This window comes from Polymorphospora rubra, from assembly GCF_018324255.1.
Classification (GTDB): Bacteria; Actinomycetota; Actinomycetes; order Mycobacteriales; family Micromonosporaceae; genus Polymorphospora; species Polymorphospora rubra.
On sequence record NZ_AP023359.1, the window covers coordinates 4,525,892 to 4,545,850 of the forward strand.

The following is a 19,959-nucleotide window of genomic DNA, read 5'->3' on the forward strand; positions in this document are numbered from 1 at the left end:
AGGCCACCTGGCCAGGGCCGTTCGGGGACATCGGGGGTCCCGGTGCCGGTGTTATCGTGACGCGATGCGGATGCTCGTGACCGGCGGAGCCGGTTTCATCGGAGCGAACTTCGTACACCAGACCCTCGACCGCCTGCCCGGCGTCGAGTTGACGGTGCTCGATGCGTTGACGTACGCCGGTGACCGGGCGAGCCTCGCCGCGGTCGAGGACCGGATCACCTTCGTGCACGGCAGCGTCACCGACGCCGCGCTCGTCGACGACCTCGTCTCCCGGTCCGACACCGTGGTCCACTTCGCCGCCGAGTCGCACAACGACAACTCGGTCGCGCAGCCGTGGCCGTTCGTCGAGACCAACATCGTCGGCACCTACCACCTGCTGACCAGCGTGCGCCGGCACGACGTACGGCTGCACCACATCTCGACCGACGAGGTCTTCGGCGACCTCGAACTCGACGACCCGGCCCGGTTCACGGAGCACACCGCCTACAACCCGTCGAGCCCGTACTCGTCGACCAAGGCCGGCGCCGACCTGCTGGTCCGGGCCTGGGTGCGGTCCTACGGCGTACGCGCGACGATCTCGAACTGCTCGAACAACTACGGGCCGTTCCACCACGTCGAGAAGTTCATCCCGCGCCAGATCACCAACATCATCGACGGCGTACGGCCGAAGATCTACGGCACCGGGCGGAACGTGCGTGACTGGATCCACGTCGACGACCACAACAGCGCGGTGCTCGCGATCCTCGAGCGCGGCCGGATCGGCGAGACCTACCTGATCGGCGCGGAGTGCGAGGTCGACAACCTGACCGTGGTCGCCGAACTGCTCGAGCTGCTCGACCGGCCGCGTGACTGGTTCGACCTGGTCAGTGACCGTCCCGGCCACGATCTGCGCTACGCGATCGATCCCGGGAAGCTGCGCGCCGAACTCGACTGGAAGCCGTCGTACACCAGCTTCCGGGACGGGTTGGCGCAGACGGTCGACTGGTACCGGGCCAACGAGGCGTGGTGGCGGCCGAAGAAGGAGAAGACCGAGCGTCGCTACGCCGAACTCGGCCGCTGACGCCCGCCGGCGCCCGGCGTGGCCGGGCGCCGGTTCGGTCAGCGGTTCAGGCGGCGTTGGGTTGGGCCAGGGCGGCCAGCGCCCGGCGTACGTCGGCCAGCGACACGGTCGCCGAGTCGTCCAGATCGGCCAGGCCGGCCTCGATCCACTGCCGCATCAGGGTCGTCACGCCCATCCCGCGCGCGTCCGCCGCGGCCCGGATCCGTTCGTAGGTCTCCACCGGCAGCCGGACCGACCGGCTGACCATCGGCTCGTCGGTTTCCGGCGTCGGCAATCCGACCGGCTGGCTGTCGCCGATCAGGTCGTCGAGTCCGTCGCCGCCGTCGTGGAACCGCTTGATCGCGTCGTGCCGGCTCATCTCATCCGCCTCCTCGCGTTCGCCATCGCCCCACCGCCTCGTCGTAGCGCTTCGCCTCGCTGTCGCTCAGCTCGCGGGCGGAGAGGATGTCCCAGTCGTTGTCGCTGTGGTCGGCCTCGGCGAGCAGGACGGCCAGCCGCCGGCCCCGCCGGGTGGTCGCGTAGACCACCATCGCGTCGTCGCCGAGGTGCCGGATGACCCGGTGGGTGGCCCGCAGGGCCTGCCAGACCTCGGTGGGGCTGACCGCGTAGACCTCCAGGTTGCCGAGCGCTTCGTCGGTGAAGCTGAACCGGTTGCCCACCGCGTGAGCGTACCACGCACGTGGTACGTCCAAGATCGACAGAGGTTGCCCGAACGGTGCGCGGCGAAGGTGGCAGGATGGGTTCGGACCCATGAGGAGAACCATGGTCAAGCAGACGAGCCACCGGCCGATCCTGATCACCGACGCTCCGCGCAGCCAGAGCGACCAGTTGCACAGCCGGCAGGTGCGCTACATCGTGATGATGCTGTTCCGGGTGGCCTGCCTGATCGCCGGTGGCGTCCTGATCAGTCTCGACGTGCCGCTGCTGTGGATCTGGCTGCCGGTGTGCGGCATCGGCATGATCCTCGTACCGTGGCTGGCCGTCCTGCTGGCCAACGACCGGCCGCCCAAGGACGAGCACCGCTTCGTCAACCGGATGCGGCACGGGCCGCCGGAAGAGCCCGCGCCGCGCACCCTCACCGCCGCCGAGCAGCCCCGGATCATCGACGCCGACTGACCGGGGTCGGGAGCCTACTCCGGACGCGGTCGGTCGGCCGCGCCGGCCGCGGAGACGGGTCGGGCGCGGGTGGCGGGCGGCCGGGCACCGACCGTCGACACCGCCACCGCGCCCAGCGCCGCCCCCGCCTGCAGCGCGGCCCGTGGACCGTCGCCGCCCACCCACGTCCCGAGCAGGCCGGCCGCGAACGCGTCCCCGGCGCCGGTCGCGTCGACCACCGGCACCGGCCGCCCGGCCGTACCGACCACGTCGCCGTCCGGCCCCGCCCACACCGCCCCGGCCGCACCGAGCTTGACCACCGCGTGCCGGACCCCCGCCGACAGCGTCCGCGCCTGCTCGGCCGGACCCCGGTCACCGGCCAGCACCGTCGCCTCGTCGGCGTTGGCGAGCAACAGGTCGACGTCGCGTACCCAGTCCAAAAACACCGCCGCGCCCACCTGCCGCAGCGGCTCGGCGGACGCCGCGTCGACGCTGGTGGACAGGCCGCGCCCGCGCGCCACGGCCAGCGCCCGCAGGCCTGCGTCGCGCGACCCGGCGTCGAGCAGGGTGTACGCCGACAGGTGCAGGTGCCGTGCCCCGGGCCGGGCGGCCAGCGCGGCGTCGACGTGCCCGGCGGGCAGGCGAAGGTTGGCGCCCCGGTCGGTGACCATCGTCCGGTCCCCGTCGTGGACCAGCACGATCACCGTGCCGGTCGGCGCGTCGGCGCTCTCGTGGATCGCGGTGTCCACACCGAGCCCGGCCAGCTCGGCGACCCGGGCCCGGCCGTCAGGATCGGCGCCGACGGCCCCGATCAGGGTGACCGGTGTACCTTCCGCCGCCAGCCAGGCGGCGGTGTTGGCCGCCTGCCCGCCACCGCTCACGCTGATGCCGGCCCGGGTGTCCGACCCGGTGACCAGCGGACCGGCGAGTACGGCGAGCACGTCGGTGACCAGGTCACCGAGCACGACGATCCGCGGCCGGAGGACGCCCGGCGACGGCTCGTGGCTCATCCGGCCACGGTCGGCATGGTGCCGCCCGGTCCGGCGCCGGTCGGGCCGCCGGCACCGATCGGGCCCGCTCCGGTCCGGTCGGCGCCGGGTGGGGCGGCCGCGGCGATCCGGGCGGCGAGCCGGGCGTTGTTCAAAATGATCCGTACGTTGACCGCCAGGCTCGCGCCCTGCGTCGCGGAGTGGAAGTGGGACAGCAGGAACGGGGTGACCGCCTTGCCGGTGATCCCGTCGCGGGCCAGCAGCGCCAGGCCGTCGGCGAGCGTACGGTCGTGCAGCGCCGGGTCGAGCTGCTCGTCCACCGGCAGCGGGTTGGCGACGATCAGCCCGCCGTGGTGCACGTTCTGTGCCGTCCGGGCCGCCAGGACGGCCGCCACCTGCTCCGGCGAGTCGACCGACCAGTCCAGGTCGAAGCCGCCGTCGGTGATGAAGAAGCCGGGGAACCGGCGGGTGCGGTAGCCGACGACGGCCACCCCGAGGGTCTCCAGCCGCTCCAGCGTGGCGCCGACGTCGAGGATCGACTTGACGCCGGCGCAGACGACCGCGATCGGGGTGCGGGCCAGGGTGGTCAGGTCGGCCGACTCGTCGAAGGTCTGCACGGCCTCGCGGTGCACCCCGCCGAGCCCGCCGGTGGCGAACACGCCGATCCCGGCCGCCGCGGCGACCGCGCTGGTCGCGGCGACCGTGGTGGCCCCGTCCGCGCCGGTCGCGGCGGCCACCGCGAGGTCGCGTACGGAGAGCTTGGTGACGCCGTCGGCACCGGCGAGGTGGGTGAGCTGGGCGTCGTCGAGGCCGACGACGAGCTGCCCGCCGACCATGCCGATGGTGGCCGGCACCGCGCCCGCCTCGCGTACCGTCGCCTCGATCTCGCGGGCCACCCGCAGGTTGTCCGGCCGGGGCAGGCCGTGCGAGACGATGGTGCTCTCCAGAGCCACGATCGGCCGGCCGGTGCGCCGCGCTTCGGCGACGTGTTCGCCGTACCGGATCGGATGGGTCGGGTGTTCGGGCAGGCCGGGGCGGTTGGCAGGATCGGTCACGATCACCACGGTACGGCCCGCGCCCGCGTCGGCCCCGTTGGACCGTGGGATGGTGACCTGTCAAACTGGTTCGTCGGAGGTGTTGTCGCGTGAGCACAGAGGTTCTCGAGCGTCCGGAGCTGAAGGACGCCGACACCGGGCCGGACATGTTCCACTACGTCCGGAAAGACAAGATTGCCGAGAGTGCCGTGATGGGCACCTTCGTGATCGCCCTGTGCGGTGAGACGTTCCCGGTCACCAAGAGCCCCAAGCCCGGCTCGCCGGTGTGCCCCCGCTGCAAGGAGATCTACGAGTCGATGCGGGGCTGAGCCCGCACCGGCACCCGTAGCCTCGGCGCGGTGAACACCTCGACCGTGCTGCTCCTGGCCGACCTGGTCGGGGTGGCCGTCTTCGCGGCGTCCGGTGCCTCGGCCGCGATCGTCAAACGCCTCGACCTCTTCGGCGTCGTCTTCGTCGGCTTCGTGGCCGCCCTCGGCGGCGGCATCATCCGCGACCTGGTGATCGGCGAGGTGCCGCCACTGGCCTTCGCCAACTGGCGGTACGTCGCCGTCGCCGCGGTCACCGCCGTCTTCGTGTTCTACCTCCACCCCCGACTGGCCCGGTTGCGCCGTACGGTGCTCGTCCTCGACGCCGCCGGGCTCGGGCTGTTCACCGTCACCGGCACCGTCAAGGCCCTGGACGCGCAGGTGCCGCCGGTCGGCGCGTGCGTGATCGGCATGCTCACCGCCATCGGCGGCGGACTCGGCCGCGACCTGCTCACCGGCGAGATCCCGGTCGTCCTGCGGCGGGAGATCTACGCGGTGGCCGCGCTGGTCGGCGCGGTCGCCGTGGTCGCGGTCGACGCCGCCGGACTCACCGGACCCGTCCCGCTGGTCGCCGCCGCGACGTTCATCTTCGCGGTACGCCTGGTCGCGCTGCGCCGCAAGTGGTCCGCCCCGATCGCCCCCACCCGCCCCGAACCCCCGTCCCCACCCTCCTCACCACCACCCCCGTCCCCGAACCCCCCGCCGCCACCCACCCCACCGCGCTGACCGACCCCACCGCGCTGACCGACCCCACCGCGCTGACCGACCCCACCGCGCTGACCGACCCCACCGCGCTGACCGACCCCACCGCGCTGACCCACCCCACCGCGCTGACCCACCCCACCGCTCCCACCCACCCCACCGCGCTGATCAAGGAGAAGTTGACGGCAGACCCCGGGCAGAAGGCCCGCGACCCGTACCCGATCAGGGGAACATGGCCCACCGACGGGGCGGGCGTGCGGCGGCCGGGGGCGGTGTGGCGGGTGGGTGTCGGGGAGGCAACGGTGTCGTCCGGTACGGGCGGGAACGGGCGCGGTTATGCTGGGACGGCCTTCGCGGGCCACCGGTCGCGGAGGCGTTTTCATGGGGCCCCGTGGCGGTGGGGCGCCCGTGGCCGTAACCGTGGAAGGGGGGCCTCCGCGTGGTCAGGCAACCGGTCTCGACGCAGACCTTCCCGGCGCTGCGCGCCTGGCAGCGCAAGGCGCTGGTGGAGTATCTGCGTCGCCGGTCCCCGGACTTCATGGCGGTCGCCACACCCGGCGCCGGGAAGACCACCTTCGCGCTGCGGATCGCCGCGGAACTGCTCGCCGACGGCACCGTCGAGGCGGTCACCGTGGTCGCGCCGACCGAGCACCTGAAGACGCAGTGGGCACAGGCGGCGGCCCGGGTCGGCATCCAGCTCGACGCGTCGTTCCGCAACGCCGACGTGCACTCGTCCCGCGACTTCCACGGGGCCGTGGTGACGTACGCGCAGGTGGGGATCGCGCCGCAGGTGCACCGGCGACGCACGATGACCCGCCGCACCATGGTCATCCTCGACGAGGTGCACCACGCCGGGGACTCCCGTTCGTGGGGCGACGGGGTCAAGGCGGCCTTCGAGCCGGCCGTACGCCGGTTGATGCTCACCGGTACCCCGTTCCGCTCCGACGACAACCCGATCCCGTTCGTGACGTACGAGCGGGGCGGTGACGGCCTCCAGCGGTCCCGCGCCGACTCGGTGTACGGCTACGCCGACGCGCTGCGCGAGGGCGTCGTACGGCCGGTGATCTTCCTGGCGTACTCGGGGGAGACCCGCTGGCGGACCAGTGCCGGCGACGAGTTGGCGGCCCGGCTGGGCGAGCCGATGACGCAGGACCTGATCGCGCAGGCGTGGCGTACGGCGCTCGACCCGGCCGGCGACTGGATGCCGCAGGTGCTGCGGGCCGCCGATGCCCGGCTCCAGGTGCTGCGCGACGGCGGCATGGCCGACGCCGGCGGGTTGGTGATCGCCAGCGACCAGCAGTCGGCGCGGGCGTACGCCCGGCTGATCGAGCGACTCACCGGCCAGAAGGCTGTCGTGGTGCTTTCCGACGACGTGGGGGCGTCCGCCCGGATCGCGGCGTTCGCCGCCTCCGACGACCGTTGGATGGTCGCGGTGCGGATGGTGTCCGAGGGGGTCGACATCCCCCGGCTCGCGGTCGGCGTGTACGCCACCAGCGCGTCGACGCCGCTGTTCTTCGCCCAGGCGATCGGCCGGTTCGTCCGGGCCCGCCGGCCGGGGGAGACCGCCTCGGTCTTCGTGCCGAGCGTGCCGCACCTGCTCGGGCTGGCCAGCGAGATGGAGGCCGAGCGCGACCACATCCTCGGCGGCCCGAAGAAGGAGGGCTTCGAGGACGACCTGCTCGAGCGGGCGCAGCGCGACGAGAAGGCCGGCGGCGAGTTGGAGAAGCGGTTCGAGGCGCTGTCCGCGACGGCCGAACTCGACCAGGTGATCTTCGACGGCGCCTCGTTCGGCACCGGCGCGCAGGCCGGTACGCCGGAGGAGGAGGACTATCTCGGGCTGCCCGGCCTGCTCACCGCCGACCAGGTGGCGCTGCTGCTCAACAAGCGCCAGGCGGAGCAGTTGGCGGCCCAGCGGCGCCGGAAGGCCGACCCGGCCCCGGCCCAGCGGGAGCCCGCCGTCGCGCCGCCGCCGACGGCGGCCGAGCGACGGATCCGGCTCCGCCGGCAACTCAACGCCCTCGTGGCCGCCCGGCACCACCGCACCGGACTGCCGCACGGGAAGATCCATGCCGAGCTGCGGCGGCTGTGCGGTGGGCCGCCCAGCGCCCAGGCCACGATCGAGCAGCTCGAGGAGCGCATCGCGACGATGCAGTCGCTCTGACCGCTGTCGGCCGCCGTTCCGGCCCGGGATGCGCCGCCCGTCCTGCTTCCGGCCCGGGATACACGGAAGCGGCCGGAGTTCCCGTTTCGGGAAACTCCGGCCGCTCTCGCGTCTCGGTGGGATCTGACGTTCCGGTCCCACCCGCCCGGGTGGGACCGATCCGTCGTCTCAGTTCGCCATCAGGTCGGCGCCACGCCAGTTGAACTCCGGGTCGGCCACGAACCGCACGGTGATCTTCACGAGATCCTCGGCGTACTTGTTCGCGTGGTGTCCACAGAACACCAGCTCGCTACCACCCGACAGGGTGATCCGGAGCTTGCCGGCGGCGTTACAGCGGTCGCACCGTTCATCGGCGGCTGGGGAGCCACCGTTTCGGGCGGCGGCGTGAGGGTCGGGGTCATCGCCTTCCTCCTCGGGTCGTCACCGATGAACACGTTCTTCGGTCGTTGCTCTCACCTATCGTGCAACACCCACGGTGGGTGCGGCGTTCCCAACGTGCCCCCGGGGGACCGAGGTCACACATCGTTGAGACAGTTTGCCGTGTACCAAGGGTGCCACGTCAACGATCACAATCGCGTAACCGACTTATGACCGCCGTCGGATATACGACTGGTGATCAAAGCGACACGATCGGTTGACGTGACGGGGTCAGTCCAGGTAGTCGCGGAGAACCTGGGACCGCGACGGGTGCCGCAGTTTGGACATCGTCTTCGACTCGATCTGGCGGATCCGTTCCCGCGTGACGCCGTAGACCTGACCGATTTCGTCAAGTGTGCGCGGCTGGCCGTCGGTGAGCCCGAAACGCAGCCGTACGACGCCCGCCTCGCGCTCGGAGAGCGTTTGCAGCACCTGCTGGAGCTGGTCCTGGAGCAGGGAGAACGATACCGCGTCGACGGCGACGACCGCCTCGGAGTCTTCGATGAAGTCGCCGAGCTGGCTGTCGCCCTCGTCGCCGATGGTCTGGTCGAGCGAGATCGGCTCCCGGGCGTACTGCTGGATCTCCAGGACCTTTTCCGGTGTGATGTCCATCTCCTTTGCCAACTCCTCCGGAGTGGGCTCGCGGCCCAGGTCCTGGAGCAGTTCGCGCTGGATACGGCCGAGTTTGTTGATGACCTCGACCATGTGCACCGGGATGCGGATGGTGCGGGCCTGGTCGGCCATGGCGCGGGTGATGGCCTGGCGGATCCACCAGGTGGCGTAGGTGGAGAACTTGTAGCCCTTGGTGTAGTCGAACTTCTCGACGGCACGGATCAGGCCGAGGTTGCCCTCCTGGATCAGGTCGAGGAAGGCCATGCCCCGCCCGGTGTAACGCTTGGCCAGCGACACCACGAGCCGGAGGTTCGCCTCCAGCAGGTGGTTCTTGGCCCGCTCGCCGTCCCGCGAGATCCAGCCCAGGTCGCGCGTCAGTTGGACGACGAGCTTCTCCTCGCCCTCCTCGGCGGCGCGCAGCCGCTCGGCGGCGTAGAGGCCGGCCTCGATCCGCTTGGCCAGCTCGACCTCCTGCTCGGCGTTGAGCAGCGGGACCTTGCCGATCTGCTTGAGGTAGGCACGGACGGAGTCGGCCGACGCCGTCAGCTCGGCGTCCCGGCGCGCCTGCTTGAGCGCCTCGGACTCCTCGTCGTCCCACTCGAAGTCGTTGTCGGACGCCGACGAGGCGGCGTCCGCCTCGGCCGCCTTGGTCAGCTCGGCGCGCTCCTCGACGACGACGTCCTCGATCGCGGCCAACTCCTCCGGATCGATCTCGCCCTCGGCGCCCGGCTCACCCTCGGCGGCCTTGCCCGTCGCCTTGGTCGCCTTGGTCGCCTTCGCGGGAGCGGTCGCCTTCGCCGGGCCGGTACCCGGGGCGGCCTTCACCGTCCGGGCCGCCTTAGCCGCGACCTTGGCGGGCGCCGGGGCGGCCTCGCCGCCGACCGCGGCCTTGCGCGGGGCGGCCTTCTTGGCCGGCGCCGCCGCCTCCTCGGGCGCGGGCGCCTGCTTCGGCGCCGGCGCGGGCGGCGCCGGCTTCTTGGTCGCCTTGGCGGTCGTCGCCCGCGACGCGGGCGTGACCGACCGGGCGGCGGCGACCCGGCGGCGAGTGCTCGCCGAGCCGTCCACCACAACGGTGATCCCGGCGTCGGAGAGGGCACGCAGGATCTTCTTGGCCTGGGCCGGAGTCACCTCGGCGGACTCGACAGTGCGCGCGACCTCCGCCGACGTGAGCTGCCCGCCCGCGCGCTCGGCGTGGGCGATCAGGGTGTCGGTGAGCGAGCGGACGTCAGCGCCGACGTGGCGGGGTTCTGTCACGAATGACCTTCCGGAGGCGATGAGCGAGCACGGCCGGACCGTCCAGCGCAGCGCGGAGCGACCTGCCGGGCGGTGTGGTGGGTGACCCCCGTGTCCCGGTCCGGCCGCTGGCGGGCGGGCCGTTGCACGAGGGTAGGCGTGAATTGTAACTCCGCCGGCGGCGATCATCCCGCGTCGCACGCCGCGACGGCGGCACAGGGCCGCCGAATGGGAGCGAACGTGGAGTTTGTAAGGATGATAGCGGTGGTGAGGGAGGTAGGCGTGAAGGACACGGCACCAGAACCGCAGGATCTGCTGGAAATCGCGGTACGGGTGGCTCGCGACGGGGCCGCGACGGCCCGCCGGATGCGCGCCGAGGGCGTCTCCGCGGTGGCGACCAAGAGCACCGCGACCGACGTGGTCACCGCCGCCGACCGCGCCGTCGAGCGCCAGGTCATCGCCGACCTGCGGGCCGCCCGCCCCGGCGACACCGTCCTCGGCGAGGAGTACGGCACGTCCGGCGACCAGCCGGCCGGCGGTACGGCCGTACGGTGGATCCTGGATCCGATCGACGGCACCGTGAACTACCTGTACGGGCTGCCCAACTACGCCGTCTCGCTGGCCGCCGAGGTCGACGGGGTGGTGGTCGCCGGGGTGGTGCACAACATCGCCACCGGCGACGAGTGGACGGCCACCCTCGGCGGCGGCGCCCACCGCGACGGTCGCCGGCTGCACGGTTCCACCGAGACCGACCTCGCCCAGGCGCTCGTCGGCACCGGCTTCGGCTACGACCCGGCCCGGCGCCTGCACCAGGCCACCGTGCTGCTCGGGCTGATCGCGCAGGTCCGCGACATCCGGCGCGCCGGGGCGGCCGCCATCGACCTGTGCCTGGCGGCCGAGGGCCTCATCGACGCGTACTACGAGAAGGGCCTCAACCTCTGGGACCAGGCCGCGGGCGGGCTGGTCGCCACCGAGGCCGGGCTGGTGCTCGGCGGACTCAAGGGGCGGCCGGCCGGACCCGACCTGGTGGTGGCGGCGCCGCCGGCGCTCTTCGGCCACCTGCACGACCTGCTGGTCGAACTGGATGCCGCCGGCGGTCCGTGACCCCGTCGGGCGGCGACGCGTCAGCCGACCGGGCCCCACGGAACCCGGCCGGCTGACGGAGGTGATTCCCGGTCAGGTCTCGTCGGCCGGGGCGGCGCAGGTCTGCGGCGGCAGCTCCGGGCGACCGCCGAGTTCGACCAGCGACTGGTTGACCTCGGTGGTCGTGGCGAGCTGCTTGAAGCCGGTGCCGATGACCACGTCGACGACGTCGTCCTCGCGGGCGGGGTCGTACTCGGGCCGCGCCTCGTCGAGGAAGTAGGCCCGCAACAGGTGTGCCGATCCGACGGCCTTGGGGCCGTAACGCAGCACGGCGACCCCGTCGATGCCCTTCTTCAACGGGTCGTTGCCGGTCTTCTCGACCTGGAACTTCCGGTTGGCGAAGTCGCCGGCGATGCTCGTCGCCAGCCCGGCGGAATCTGTCGCATTGTAGACATTGATCTTCACGTCCTTGGGCTCGCGCAGCGTCAGGTTCGCCAGCGCCCAGCCCTCCGGACAGGCGTTCGCCGTGCTCTGGCCGCTCTGGGTGTCCCGGACGAGGGCGAAGACGACGAAGATCAGAGCGAACACGACCAGCGCGCCGACGACGACGAGTGCCCGCACCCGCGCAAAGCTCATGAGACTGCTCCCGGTAACTGAGTGAGGGCCGGTGGCCGGTCGGCTGACCCGTGGTCCGCCCCGTGGCTACCGAGTATGCCGCCGAGGTTAGCGGTTGTCCGGCCGGTACGCGGAAACAAGGGGGGACCTGCCGGCGCGGCGACGATGATCAGTCGACCCGTACCCCTATCTTCGTGTCGCCTGAGTCACATTGGGAACAACTTCTCGCGTCTGGGCGTACATCCATCCGACGAGGGCGGTATACATGCCTCGCTTACGAGGGGGTAAGGTACCCCGCTCGCCGGGGGAGTTTCCTCGCAAGGGCAGCATCCCGGCGACCGTGGGTACCGAAACACTGTCGTCCGGCGTTACAAACCGGCAACGACTCATCGATACGGGAGAGTGAACCGATGGCCACCGACTACGACGCTCCGCGTCGCGACGAGGTTGACCTCGGCGAGGACAGCCTGGAAGAGCTCAAGGCACGACGCGTCGACTCGCAGTCCGGCGCGGTGGATGTCGACGAGGCCGAGGTGGCCGAGAGCTTCGAGCTGCCCGGTGCCGATCTGGCTGACGAGGAGCTCACGGTCAAGGTGCTGCCGATGCAGTCGGACGAGTTCCGCTGCGCGCGCTGCTTCCTTGTGCACCACCGCAGCCAGTTGGCCGTTGAACGCAACGGCGAACTGATCTGCCGGGAGTGCGCCTGAGATCCGACGCACGAGGGGGGAGGCGGCGGCCTCGGAACGGGGTCGCCGCGTTCAGTTCGGCGTGCGGGGGTGGCGGGGGCCTGCTTGACTCGTAGCGCCCGGTCGTGCGTTCCGCACCCGGTGACCGAACTGGACGATCAAGCGCTGGAGGGCAGACCATGAGCCGCTCCGACCGGGCGGACATCCCGCCGGACGTGCCGGCGCAGGATTCCGGGTCCGGGCGCCCCGCGGACCCGGCGGGTGACCGGCGTGGGGACGCCGGCAAACCCGGGCCGGCCGGCGACGCCGCGATGGTCGAGGCCGGTGCGGTCGAGGGGACCGGCACGGTCGAGGAGCTGAGCGGGACCGTCGTCGAGCTGACCGCCGACGACCTCGAGCCGGCCCAGCGGAAGCGGCTGCTCGGCCGGATGATCAACCAGTTCCGCGGCCGCGGTGTCGGCGAACTCTTCAAGCCCCGGGCCGCCATCCGCTGGATGGCCGACGTGATCGGCGACATCGCCCCGCACGTGCCGATCCGCGACCTGGAGACGCTGCGCCGGCACTACGGCGGCATCGAGGGCGAGGTGCTCGCCGAGCGCCTGGTCCGCAACGCGTCGCGGACCACCGCCGGCATCGGCGCCACCGGCGGCAGCGTCGGCGCGATCCAGTGGGTCGCCACGCCCACCCTGCTTTCGGCGCCGGTGCTGCTGGCCGCCGAGACGATCGCGGTGGTCGCCGTCGAGGTCAAGCTGATCGGTGAACTCCACGAGGTGTACGGCGTACCGGTCGCGGGCGGTGGCGCCGAACGCGCCGTCGCGCTCCTCCAGGCGTGGTCCAGCGGCCGGGGCGTCAACCCGCTGCTCCCCGGTGGCGGGATGGCCGCGATCCTGGGCACCGCGGCCCGCAAGGAACTGCGCGACATGCTGCTGCGCCGGTTCGGCCGCAACCTCACCACGCTCGGGCCGATGCTCACCGGCGCGGCCGTCGCCAGCCTGCTCAACCGGCGGGCGACCCGCAGCCTCGGCGACCGGATCCGGGACGACCTGCGGGGCGAGCGCAAGGCGCTCGGTGGCCCCCGGCCCCCCGCCTGACCCGGTAGGGACCGGTCAGGCGTCGCGGGCGGCGAGGATCAGGCCGCCTGAGCGTGAGGATCGGTCAGGCGTCGCGGGCGGCGAGGATGGCCTCGGCCAGCCGGACCGGGTCCCGGGAGCTGACCACCCAGAAGGGCGTCGGGTCGTCGGGGTCGTCGAGCACCACCTGCACCGCACCCGGCACCCACGGGCGCTGGACCACGAACGCGAGCGGGTCGGCACCGACCCCGAGCACCTCCCGCCGGCCGGCCGCGTCCAGGGCGATCGCGTCGGCCACGAAGCGCACCGGCAGCCGGGCGTCGTCGACCCGCAGCTCGCCGTCGGTGACCGCGACCCGGATCCGGCCCAGCCACCACAGCGTGCCGAGGACCAGCGGCGGTATCACCACGAACGGAAGCCAGGCGCGTACGCCGTCGGCGCCCATCCAGATCTCCGCCGCGAACAGCCCGCCGGCCGCGATCCCGGCCAGCCACAGCCACCAGGGCAGGCTCAACCGCTCGGCGTACCCGTCGGCGGCGCCACCCGGCCCGGTCGGGCCCGGCGCCACCTTCTGTCCAGATGGTGATGGTTCCACGTTGTCCGAGGGTACGGCGCGCGGCGGCGGCGGCACACGGCAGGATGGAGGACGCCGGCCGGCGGCCGGCGGACCGGACCGACCGACGCCCCGAGCGGAAGAGTGAGACCGTGACCCACGCTGTGCCCGTACCGCTGCGCATGCTCGACCCGGACCTGCCGCCGCCCACGTACGCCCATCCGGGCGACGCCGGCGCCGACCTGGTGTCGGCGCAGGACGTGGAGCTCGCCCCGGGGGCCGGGCACTGGTCCGCACCGGGGTCGCGCTCGCCCTGCCGGACGGCTACGTCGGGCTGGTGCACCCCGGTCCGGGCTGGCCGCCAAACTGGGGGTGACGGTGCTGAACGCGCCCGGTACGGTCGACGCCGGCTACCGGGGGGAGATCCTGATCAACCTGATCAACCACGATCCGGTGCAGCCGGCGAAGATCTCCCGCGGCGACCGGATCGCGCAGCTTGTGGTGCAGCGCGTGGAACGGGCAGACTTCCTGCTCGTCGACGAGCTGCCCGACTCCAGTCGCGGGGTTGGCGGGCACGGTTCCACCGGCGGGCACGCCGGCCTGGTCGAGCAGGTTGTCAAGGCGGATCTTGTGGACGAGAGGTTGAGCCAGTGATCTTTTCCCGGCGACGCGGCGGCTCCGGACGGCACGCCCGCGACGAGCGGTCCGGCGGTCCGGCCGACGTCGCGCGCGACAGCCCGGCCGAGGCGGACGCGGCACCCGAGCACGGGCCGTACGACAGCTCGGAGGCGCCGGAGGGCGTGCAGCGGCTCGACCTGGGCAGCCTGCACATCCCGGCCGTCGAGGGGGTCGAGGTCCGGGTGCAGGCCAACCCCGACGGCAGCGTTCAGCAGGTCGTGCTGGTCGACGGCGGCAACGCGCTCCAGCTCGCCGTGTTCGCCGCGCCGCGTACCGAGGGCATCTGGGACGAGTTCCGTGAGGAGATCCGGACCTCGCTGTTCAACGACGGTGTCGCGGCGCAGGAGAGCGAGGGCGACCACGGTGTCGAGCTGCGGGCCCGGGTACGTACCCCGGAAGGGCTGACCGACCTGCGTTTCATCGGCGTCGACGGGCCGCGGTGGATGGTGCGCGGGATCTACCAGGGACCGGTCGCGGTCGATCCCGACGCCGGCGCCCGTCTCGTCCAGGCTTTCGAGGGCCTGGTGGTCGACCGGGGCGACGAGGCCAAGCCGGTGCGCGAGCCACTGCCGCTGCGGCTGCCCCGTGAGGTCGCCGAGCAGCAGGCGGCCCGCCAGCAGGTCGCCCAGCAGCAGGCGGAGCAGCAGGCGGCGGCGCCGGCGACCAACGGCGGCGCACCGGCCGGCCAGCAGCCGCACAAGCGCAAGCCCTCGCCCCGGCCGCGCCGGTCCGAGTGACCTGTCCGTCGGCCGGTCCGGTTGCCGACCCGGCGACCGGACCGGCCGACGTACGCTGACACCACGGCCCGCACCGGGCCGGGCGGGTCCAGTCCCGCCGAGGAGGATGACTCAGGTCATGGCGACCGACGAGCGGCCATCACTGCGCCGCTTCTTCCAGCGGCTGACCGCCAGCGAGGCGGAGCTCGACGCGCAGGAGCTGCGCCGGGAGAGCGCCGACGCCGGTTGCGTGCCGGCCCGGCAGTGCCGCCGGGGCGAGGTGGCCTCGGTGTCCGGCCGGCTGCGTACGGTCGTCTACACGCCACGCACGAACCTGCCCACCCTGGAGGCGGACCTCTTCGACGGCACCGACGTGGTGACCCTGGTCTGGCTGGGCCGGCGGCAGATCACCGGCATCGAGCCGGGACGGCAGCTGACCGCGCGGGGTCGTGTAGCCGTACGCGATGACCGTAAAGTCATCTACAACCCTTACTACGAGCTGGAACCGCCCAGGTGACGGACCGGGGTGGAACCGGCCGCAGACGACTGCCCAGGTGCCACCGCCGGTGTGACCGCGAGTGAAAGACGGCCCCAGATGACGAGTGGACAGCCCCCGACGGCCAAGGCGGACACGGCCGGCACGCCCGACGAGGAGCGGATGCCGACCTTCGCCGAGCAGATGGCCGAACAACTCGGCGGCTGGCGCGGACTGGTCGAGTCGGGCATCCCGGTCGTCGTCTTCGTGCTGGTGAACCTCATCTTCGAGCTGCGCCCCGCGATCATCGCGGCGGTCGGCGTGGCGGTGGCGATCGCCGTCCTCCGGCTGACCCAGCGCAAGCCGGTCCGGCACGCGATCAACGGCCTGTTCGGCGTCGGGATCGGCGCGTTCATCGCCCTGCGTTCCGGCGAGGCCCGGGACTTCTACCTGCCCGGCATCTTCTACGGCGTGGCGTACGGGGTGGTGCTGCTCGCCTCGGTGGCGATCCGGCAGCCGCTGGTCGGCTGGTTGTGGTCGGTGATCGCCGGCGGCGGGAAGTCGGACTGGCGGCACAATCCGAGGCTGGTCAGCACCTTCAACTGGTTGACCATCCTGTGGGGCGTGGTGTGGCTGACCAAGGTGGGTGTGCAGGCCGCCTTCTACCTGGCCAACATGGAGACGGCGCTGGGCGTCGCCCGGCTGGCACTGGGCTATCCGCCGTACGCGCTGCTGCTGGCGATCACCGTCTGGGCGGTGCGCCGGGTCACCCGTACCGAGGCGGCCACCCCCGCCTCCGCCTGACCGGGCGCGTCAGGACCCGTTGCGGGTCCGTTCGACGCTGTCCGCGCCGAGCACGACCTGCCGTACCGCGTCCTCCATGTCCGCCGTGCAGACGAAGATCAGCTCGTCGCCGGACTCGAGCGGGTCGTCCGGGCTCGGCACCAGCACCCGCCGGCCGCGGAGGATGGCGACCAGGGCGGCGTCGCGGGGCAGCGGCACGTCGCGGATGGGCTGTCCGACGTACGGCGCGGTGGCCGGCAGGGTGATCTCGACCAGGTTCGCCTCGCCCTGCCGGAACGTCATCAGCCGCACCAGGTCGCCGACGGTGACCGCCTCCTCGACGAGGGCGGCCATCACCCGCGGCTTGCTCACCGCGACGTCGACGCCCCACTGCTCGGTGAAGAGCCACTCGTTCTCGGCCCGGTTGACCCGGGCCACCACCCGCGCGACCGCGAACTCGGTCTTCGCCAACAGCGACACCACCAGGTTGACCTTGTCGTCGCCGGTCGCCGCGACGACCACGTCGCAGCTGGCGACGTCGGCCTCCTCGAGGCTGGCGAGTTCGCACGCGTCGGCGAGGATCCACTCGGCCTGCGGCACCCGTTCCGGGCGCAGCATCCGCGGCTGCCGTTCGATGAGCATCACCTGGTGGCCGTTTTCGATCAGCTCCTGCGCGATGGAGCGGCCGACGTTGCCGGCCCCCGCGATGGCGACCCGCACGGTCACCGCCCCCCTTCCGGCGTACCGGCCGCGACCGCCGTCACGGTGTCGGTGATGTCGTCGGTGACCAGCATGAAGATCTGGTCGCCCTCCTGCACGACGGTGGAGGCGGTGGGCAGCGTGCCGATCCCGAACCGGATCAGGTAGGCGGCCCGGGCCCCGGTCGCCTCCTCCAGGCCACGCAGTGGCCGGCCGACCCAGTCCCGGTGGGTCGGGACCTCGATGATCGACACGGTGCTCGTCGGGTCGCGGAAGATCTCCATGCCCTCGGGGACGACGTGGTGCAGGATCCGGTCGGCCGTCCAGCGCACGGTCGCCACCGTCGGGATGCCGAGCCGCTCGTAGACCTCGGCCCGCTTCTGGTCGTAGATCCGGGCCACCACCCGGTTGACGCCGAAGGTCTCGCGGGCCAGCCGGGCCGAGATGATGTTGGAGTTGTCGCCGCTGGAGACGGCGGCGAAGGCGTCGGCGCGCTCGACCCCGGCCGCCCGCAGCACCTCGCCGTCGAAGCCGATGCCGGTGACCGTGACCCCGCCGAAGTCCGGCCCGAGCCGCCGGAAGGCGTCCGCGTTCTGGTCGATGACCGCGACGGAGTGCCCGAGAGCCTCCAGCCGTTGGGCGAGGGTCGAGCCGACCCGACCACAGCCCATGATCACGATGTGCACGCCGGTCCTCCCGATACCGTGCCCGCCCGGTGGCGGGCCCGCCCGCGTCACCAAGAGCGTGCCACGCCCCGGCCCGGCCGTCGCGCGCGGTCGGTGCCACGGCGCGCCGGCCGGCGGCGACGGTGATCACCCTCCGCGACGTACGGCGGGCCGACCGGCCGTACGCTTAGCCCTTGTGGCCCATCCGACCACGCTGATGAAGCGGCTGCTGCTGGGCCGACCGTTCCGGTCGGACCGGCTCAAACACACCCTGTTACCGAAGCGCGTCGCGCTGCCGGTGTTCGCGTCCGACGCGCTGTCCAGCGTGGCGTACGCCCCGGACGAGATCCTGCTGACGCTGTCGATCGCCGGCGCGTCCGCGTTCATCTTCTCGCCCTGGGTCGGGCTGGCCGTGGTCGTGGTGATGCTGACCGTGGTCGCCAGCTACCGGCAGACGGTGCACGCCTACCCGTCCGGGGGCGGCGACTACGAGGTGGCCACCGTCAACCTCGGCCAGAAGGCCGGGGTCGGGGTGGCCAGCGCGCTGATGGTGGACTACGTGCTGACCGTCGCGGTCTCGGTCTCCTCCGGGGTGGCCAACCTCGGCTCGGTGCTGCCGTTCGTCGCCACCCACAAGGTCGGCATCGCGGTCGGCGCCGTCGTCCTGCTGACCGCGATCAACCTGCGCGGCCTGCGCGAGTCCGGCACCGCGCTCGCCATCCCGACGTACGGCTTCATCATCGTCGTGGGCGGCATGATCCTGACCGGTCTGGTCCGGGTGGTCGTGCTCGGCCACGACCTGCGGGCGCCGAGCGCCGACCTGGTGATCAGCGCGGAGTGGCACGACCTGACCGGGGTGGCGATGGTGTTCCTGCTGCTGCGGGCGTTCTCGTCGGGCTGCGCGGCGCTGACCGGCGTGGAGGCGATCTCCAACGGCGTACCGGCGTTCAAACCACCGAAGAGCCGCAACGCGGCGACGACGCTGCTGCTGCTCGGCTCGGTCTCGGTCGGCCTGATCGTCGGGATCATCTGGCTGGCCCGGCTCACCGGCCTGCAGTTCGTCGAGGACCCGGCCCAGCAGATCGAGTCCGGCCCGGCCGGGTACGTGCAGAAGACGGTCACCGCCCAGCTCGGTGAGACGATCTTCGGCTCCGGGTCGGTGCTGCTCTTCCTGGTCGTCGCCGCGACCGCGATGATCCTCTTCCTGGCCGCCAACACCGCGTTCAACGGCTTCCCGGTGCTCGGCTCGATCCTCGCCCAGGACCGCTACCTGCCCCGCCAGCTGCACACCCGCGGCGACCGGCTGGCCTTCTCCAACGGCATCGTCTTCCTCGCCGTCTTCGCGATCGTGCTCATCGTCGGCTTCCAGGCCGAGGTGACCCGGCTGATCCAGCTCTACATCGTCGGGGTGTTCGTCTCGTTCACCCTTTCGCAGGCCGGCATGATCCGGCACTGGAACCGGCGGCTGCGCACCGAACGCGATCCGCTGGCCCGCCGCCGGATGCTCCGCTCGCGGGCGATCAACGGCTTCGGCATGGGGCTGACCGGCACCGTCCTGGTCATCGTGCTGGTCACCAAGTTCCTGCTGGGCGCCTGGATCGCGATCGCCGCGATGGCGGTGATCTACCTGCTGATGCTGACCATCCGGCGGCACTACGACCGGGTCGCCGCCGAACTCGAACCCGACGACGAGGGCCGGCCGGTCCTGCCGGCCCGCAACCACGCGGTCGTACTGGTCAGCAAGCTGCACCGGCCGACGCTGCGGGCGGTCGCCTACGCCCAGGCGACCCGCCCCGACACGCTGACGGCGGTGACCGTCAACGTCGACGACACCGACACCCAGAAGTTGCAGCGCGACTGGGAACGGCACGGGGTACCGGTACCGTTGACCGTCATCGACTCGCCCTACCGGGAGATCACCCGGCCGGTCATCGACTTCGTCAAGGCCGCCCGCCGGGACGCGCCCCGCGACGTGGTCACCGTCTTCATCCCCGAGTACGTCGTCGGCCACTGGTGGGAGAACCTGTTGCACAACCAGAGCGCGTTGCGGCTGAAGGGCCGGCTGCTCTTCGAGCCGGGCGTCATGGTGACCAGCGTCCCGTGGCAGCTCGCGTCGACCGCCAACAAGAACCTGGCACGGTACGACGCGACGCTCACCCTCGGCCCGGCCCGCGGGCCGCGGGCCGCCCACCGCGATCCGTACCCGTCGGTGGACGGGGACCGGGCCGGTGACGGTGACGGTGTCGCGGACCGGGGCGCCGCCCCGGCCCGGGGGGAGGGGTGAGCGTGACCACGGTCGACGTCGGA

The 19,959-nt window shown here is 72.3% G+C and carries 20 protein-coding genes and 3 pseudogenes; 13 read left to right on the forward strand and 10 right to left on the reverse strand.

Going from position 1 to position 19,959, the window contains the following annotated elements:
* Positions 1 to 70 precede the first annotated feature (70 nt).
* Entirely contained in the window at positions 71 to 1,060 is a 990-nt protein-coding gene (gene rfbB / locus Prubr_RS20455) for a dTDP-glucose 4,6-dehydratase (RefSeq protein ID WP_425518060.1), read from the forward strand.
* A gap of 46 nt (positions 1,061 to 1,106) precedes the next feature.
* Here rfbB and Prubr_RS20460 read toward each other — a convergent pair whose 3' ends face one another.
* Complete coding sequence (locus tag Prubr_RS20460) at positions 1,107 to 1,418, reverse strand: ribbon-helix-helix protein, CopG family (protein ID WP_212816537.1); 312 nt, start codon at positions 1,416 to 1,418, stop codon at positions 1,107 to 1,109.
* Between the two features lies 1 nt (position 1,419).
* Positions 1,420 to 1,719 (reverse strand): hypothetical protein, encoded by a 300-nt coding sequence (locus tag Prubr_RS20465; protein ID WP_246567409.1) that lies wholly within the window; start codon positions 1,717 to 1,719, stop codon positions 1,420 to 1,422.
* A gap of 103 nt (positions 1,720 to 1,822) precedes the next feature.
* Here Prubr_RS20465 and Prubr_RS20470 point away from each other — a divergent pair, with 103 nt between their 5' ends.
* Positions 1,823 to 2,176, forward strand: coding sequence for a DUF3099 domain-containing protein (locus Prubr_RS20470; RefSeq protein ID WP_212816538.1), 354 nt, complete (start codon positions 1,823 to 1,825; stop codon positions 2,174 to 2,176).
* Between the two features lie 14 nt (positions 2,177 to 2,190).
* On the opposite strand, the gene Prubr_RS20475 is transcribed toward Prubr_RS20470, so the two are convergent.
* Positions 2,191 to 3,165 carry a carbohydrate kinase family protein gene (locus Prubr_RS20475; RefSeq protein WP_212816539.1) on the reverse strand — a complete coding sequence of 325 codons (975 nt, stop codon included), beginning with the start codon at positions 3,163 to 3,165 and terminating at the stop codon, positions 2,191 to 2,193.
* A gap of 92 nt (positions 3,166 to 3,257) precedes the next feature.
* Positions 3,258 to 4,148: pseudogene (locus Prubr_RS20480) on the reverse strand (pseudouridine-5'-phosphate glycosidase); the annotation flags it as partial.
* Positions 4,149 to 4,288: 140 nt separating this feature from the next.
* Here Prubr_RS20480 and Prubr_RS20485 point away from each other — a divergent pair.
* From Prubr_RS20485 to Prubr_RS20495, 3 genes are all read left to right on the forward strand, one after another.
* Positions 4,289 to 4,507 carry a DUF3039 domain-containing protein gene (locus Prubr_RS20485; RefSeq protein WP_246567412.1) on the forward strand — a complete coding sequence of 73 codons (219 nt, stop codon included), beginning with the start codon at positions 4,289 to 4,291 and terminating at the stop codon, positions 4,505 to 4,507.
* A 30-nt stretch (positions 4,508 to 4,537) separates the two neighbouring features.
* A complete protein-coding gene (locus tag Prubr_RS20490; protein ID WP_212816540.1) occupies positions 4,538 to 5,230 on the forward strand; it encodes a trimeric intracellular cation channel family protein in 693 nt (230 codons plus the stop codon).
* 415 nt (positions 5,231 to 5,645) lie between these two features.
* A complete protein-coding gene (locus tag Prubr_RS20495) occupies positions 5,646 to 7,367 on the forward strand; it encodes a DEAD/DEAH box helicase (protein WP_212816541.1) in 1,722 nt (573 codons plus the stop codon).
* A 168-nt stretch (positions 7,368 to 7,535) separates the two neighbouring features.
* Here Prubr_RS20495 and Prubr_RS20500 read toward each other — a convergent pair.
* Positions 7,536 to 7,768, reverse strand: a pseudogene (locus Prubr_RS20500) (DUF7455 domain-containing protein).
* A gap of 247 nt (positions 7,769 to 8,015) precedes the next feature.
* On the reverse strand, positions 8,016 to 9,650 hold the full coding sequence (locus Prubr_RS20505; RefSeq protein WP_212816542.1) for an RNA polymerase sigma factor: 1,635 nt from the start codon (positions 9,648 to 9,650) through the stop codon (positions 8,016 to 8,018).
* 234 nt (positions 9,651 to 9,884) lie between these two features.
* On the opposite strand from Prubr_RS20505, the gene Prubr_RS20510 reads away from it, so the two are divergent.
* Positions 9,885 to 10,733: an inositol monophosphatase family protein gene (locus Prubr_RS20510; protein ID WP_425518061.1), complete on the forward strand. Its 849-nt coding sequence runs from the start codon at positions 9,885 to 9,887 to the stop codon at positions 10,731 to 10,733.
* A gap of 72 nt (positions 10,734 to 10,805) precedes the next feature.
* Here the strand turns inward: Prubr_RS20510 and Prubr_RS20515 are convergent, their stop codons facing one another.
* Positions 10,806 to 11,333, reverse strand: coding sequence for a LytR C-terminal domain-containing protein (locus tag Prubr_RS20515; RefSeq protein WP_212828310.1), 528 nt, complete (start codon positions 11,331 to 11,333; stop codon positions 10,806 to 10,808).
* A 404-nt stretch (positions 11,334 to 11,737) separates the two neighbouring features.
* Between Prubr_RS20515 and Prubr_RS20520 the strand changes: the two genes are divergently transcribed.
* Together Prubr_RS20520 and Prubr_RS20525 are read left to right on the forward strand one after the other, a co-directional pair.
* Entirely contained in the window at positions 11,738 to 12,034 is a 297-nt protein-coding gene (locus Prubr_RS20520; protein ID WP_121159124.1) for a DUF4193 domain-containing protein, read from the forward strand.
* A gap of 290 nt (positions 12,035 to 12,324) precedes the next feature.
* Positions 12,325 to 13,104, forward strand: coding sequence for a hypothetical protein (locus Prubr_RS20525; protein ID WP_212828312.1), 780 nt, complete (start codon positions 12,325 to 12,327; stop codon positions 13,102 to 13,104).
* A gap of 64 nt (positions 13,105 to 13,168) precedes the next feature.
* Here Prubr_RS20525 and Prubr_RS20530 read toward each other — a convergent pair whose 3' ends face one another.
* Complete coding sequence (locus tag Prubr_RS20530; protein WP_212828314.1) at positions 13,169 to 13,651, reverse strand: DUF3093 domain-containing protein; 483 nt, start codon at positions 13,649 to 13,651, stop codon at positions 13,169 to 13,171.
* A gap of 167 nt (positions 13,652 to 13,818) precedes the next feature.
* Here Prubr_RS20530 and dut point away from each other — a divergent pair.
* The 4 genes and pseudogenes from dut (at position 13,819) to Prubr_RS20550 (ending at position 16,309) form a co-directional block, all read left to right on the forward strand.
* Positions 13,819 to 14,290 (forward strand): annotated as a pseudogene (dut, locus tag Prubr_RS20535) (dUTP diphosphatase).
* On the forward strand, positions 14,287 to 15,051 hold the full coding sequence (locus Prubr_RS20540) for a DUF3710 domain-containing protein (RefSeq protein WP_212816544.1): 765 nt from the start codon (positions 14,287 to 14,289) through the stop codon (positions 15,049 to 15,051). Before dut ends, Prubr_RS20540 begins: the two are co-directional and overlap by 4 nt.
* A gap of 118 nt (positions 15,052 to 15,169) precedes the next feature.
* Positions 15,170 to 15,547, forward strand: a complete 378-nt coding sequence (locus tag Prubr_RS20545) for an OB-fold nucleic acid binding domain-containing protein (RefSeq protein ID WP_212816545.1) — start codon at positions 15,170 to 15,172, stop codon at positions 15,545 to 15,547.
* Between the two features lie 78 nt (positions 15,548 to 15,625).
* Positions 15,626 to 16,309, forward strand: a complete 684-nt coding sequence (locus Prubr_RS20550; protein ID WP_212816546.1) for a DUF3159 domain-containing protein — start codon at positions 15,626 to 15,628, stop codon at positions 16,307 to 16,309.
* A gap of 9 nt (positions 16,310 to 16,318) precedes the next feature.
* Here the strand turns inward: Prubr_RS20550 and Prubr_RS20555 are convergent, their stop codons facing one another.
* Together Prubr_RS20555 and Prubr_RS20560 are read right to left on the reverse strand one after the other, a co-directional pair.
* Entirely contained in the window at positions 16,319 to 17,014 is a 696-nt protein-coding gene (locus Prubr_RS20555) for a potassium channel family protein (protein ID WP_212816547.1), read from the reverse strand.
* Complete coding sequence (locus Prubr_RS20560; RefSeq protein ID WP_212816548.1) at positions 17,011 to 17,673, reverse strand: potassium channel family protein; 663 nt, start codon at positions 17,671 to 17,673, stop codon at positions 17,011 to 17,013. The genes Prubr_RS20555 and Prubr_RS20560 overlap by 4 nt, the downstream gene beginning before the upstream one ends.
* A 175-nt stretch (positions 17,674 to 17,848) precedes the next feature.
* Here Prubr_RS20560 and Prubr_RS20565 point away from each other — a divergent pair, with 175 nt between their 5' ends.
* Positions 17,849 to 19,936: an APC family permease gene (locus Prubr_RS20565; protein ID WP_212816549.1), complete on the forward strand. Its 2,088-nt coding sequence runs from the start codon at positions 17,849 to 17,851 to the stop codon at positions 19,934 to 19,936.
* Positions 19,937 to 19,959 lie beyond the last annotated feature (23 nt).

Bases quoted from the DNA above. Each gene is read 5' to 3' on its own strand.
- Prubr_RS20525 (WP_212828312.1), top strand. From the start codon at position 12,325: ATGGTCGAGGCCGGTGCGGTCGAGGGGACCGGCACGGTCGAGGAGCTG.
- Prubr_RS20475 (WP_212816539.1), bottom strand. From the start codon at position 3,165: ATGAGCCACGAGCCGTCGCCGGGCGTCCTCCGGCCGCGGATCGTCGTG.
- Prubr_RS20470 (WP_212816538.1), top strand. From the start codon at position 1,823: ATGGTCAAGCAGACGAGCCACCGGCCGATCCTGATCACCGACGCTCCG.
- Prubr_RS20550 (WP_212816546.1), top strand. From the start codon at position 15,626: ATGACGAGTGGACAGCCCCCGACGGCCAAGGCGGACACGGCCGGCACG.
- Prubr_RS20520 (WP_121159124.1), top strand. From the start codon at position 11,738: ATGGCCACCGACTACGACGCTCCGCGTCGCGACGAGGTTGACCTCGGC.
- Prubr_RS20510 (WP_425518061.1), top strand. From the start codon at position 9,885: ATGATAGCGGTGGTGAGGGAGGTAGGCGTGAAGGACACGGCACCAGAA.
- rfbB (WP_425518060.1), top strand. From the start codon at position 71: ATGCTCGTGACCGGCGGAGCCGGTTTCATCGGAGCGAACTTCGTACAC.
- Prubr_RS20460 (WP_212816537.1), bottom strand. From the start codon at position 1,418: ATGAGCCGGCACGACGCGATCAAGCGGTTCCACGACGGCGGCGACGGA.
- Prubr_RS20545 (WP_212816545.1), top strand. From the start codon at position 15,170: ATGGCGACCGACGAGCGGCCATCACTGCGCCGCTTCTTCCAGCGGCTG.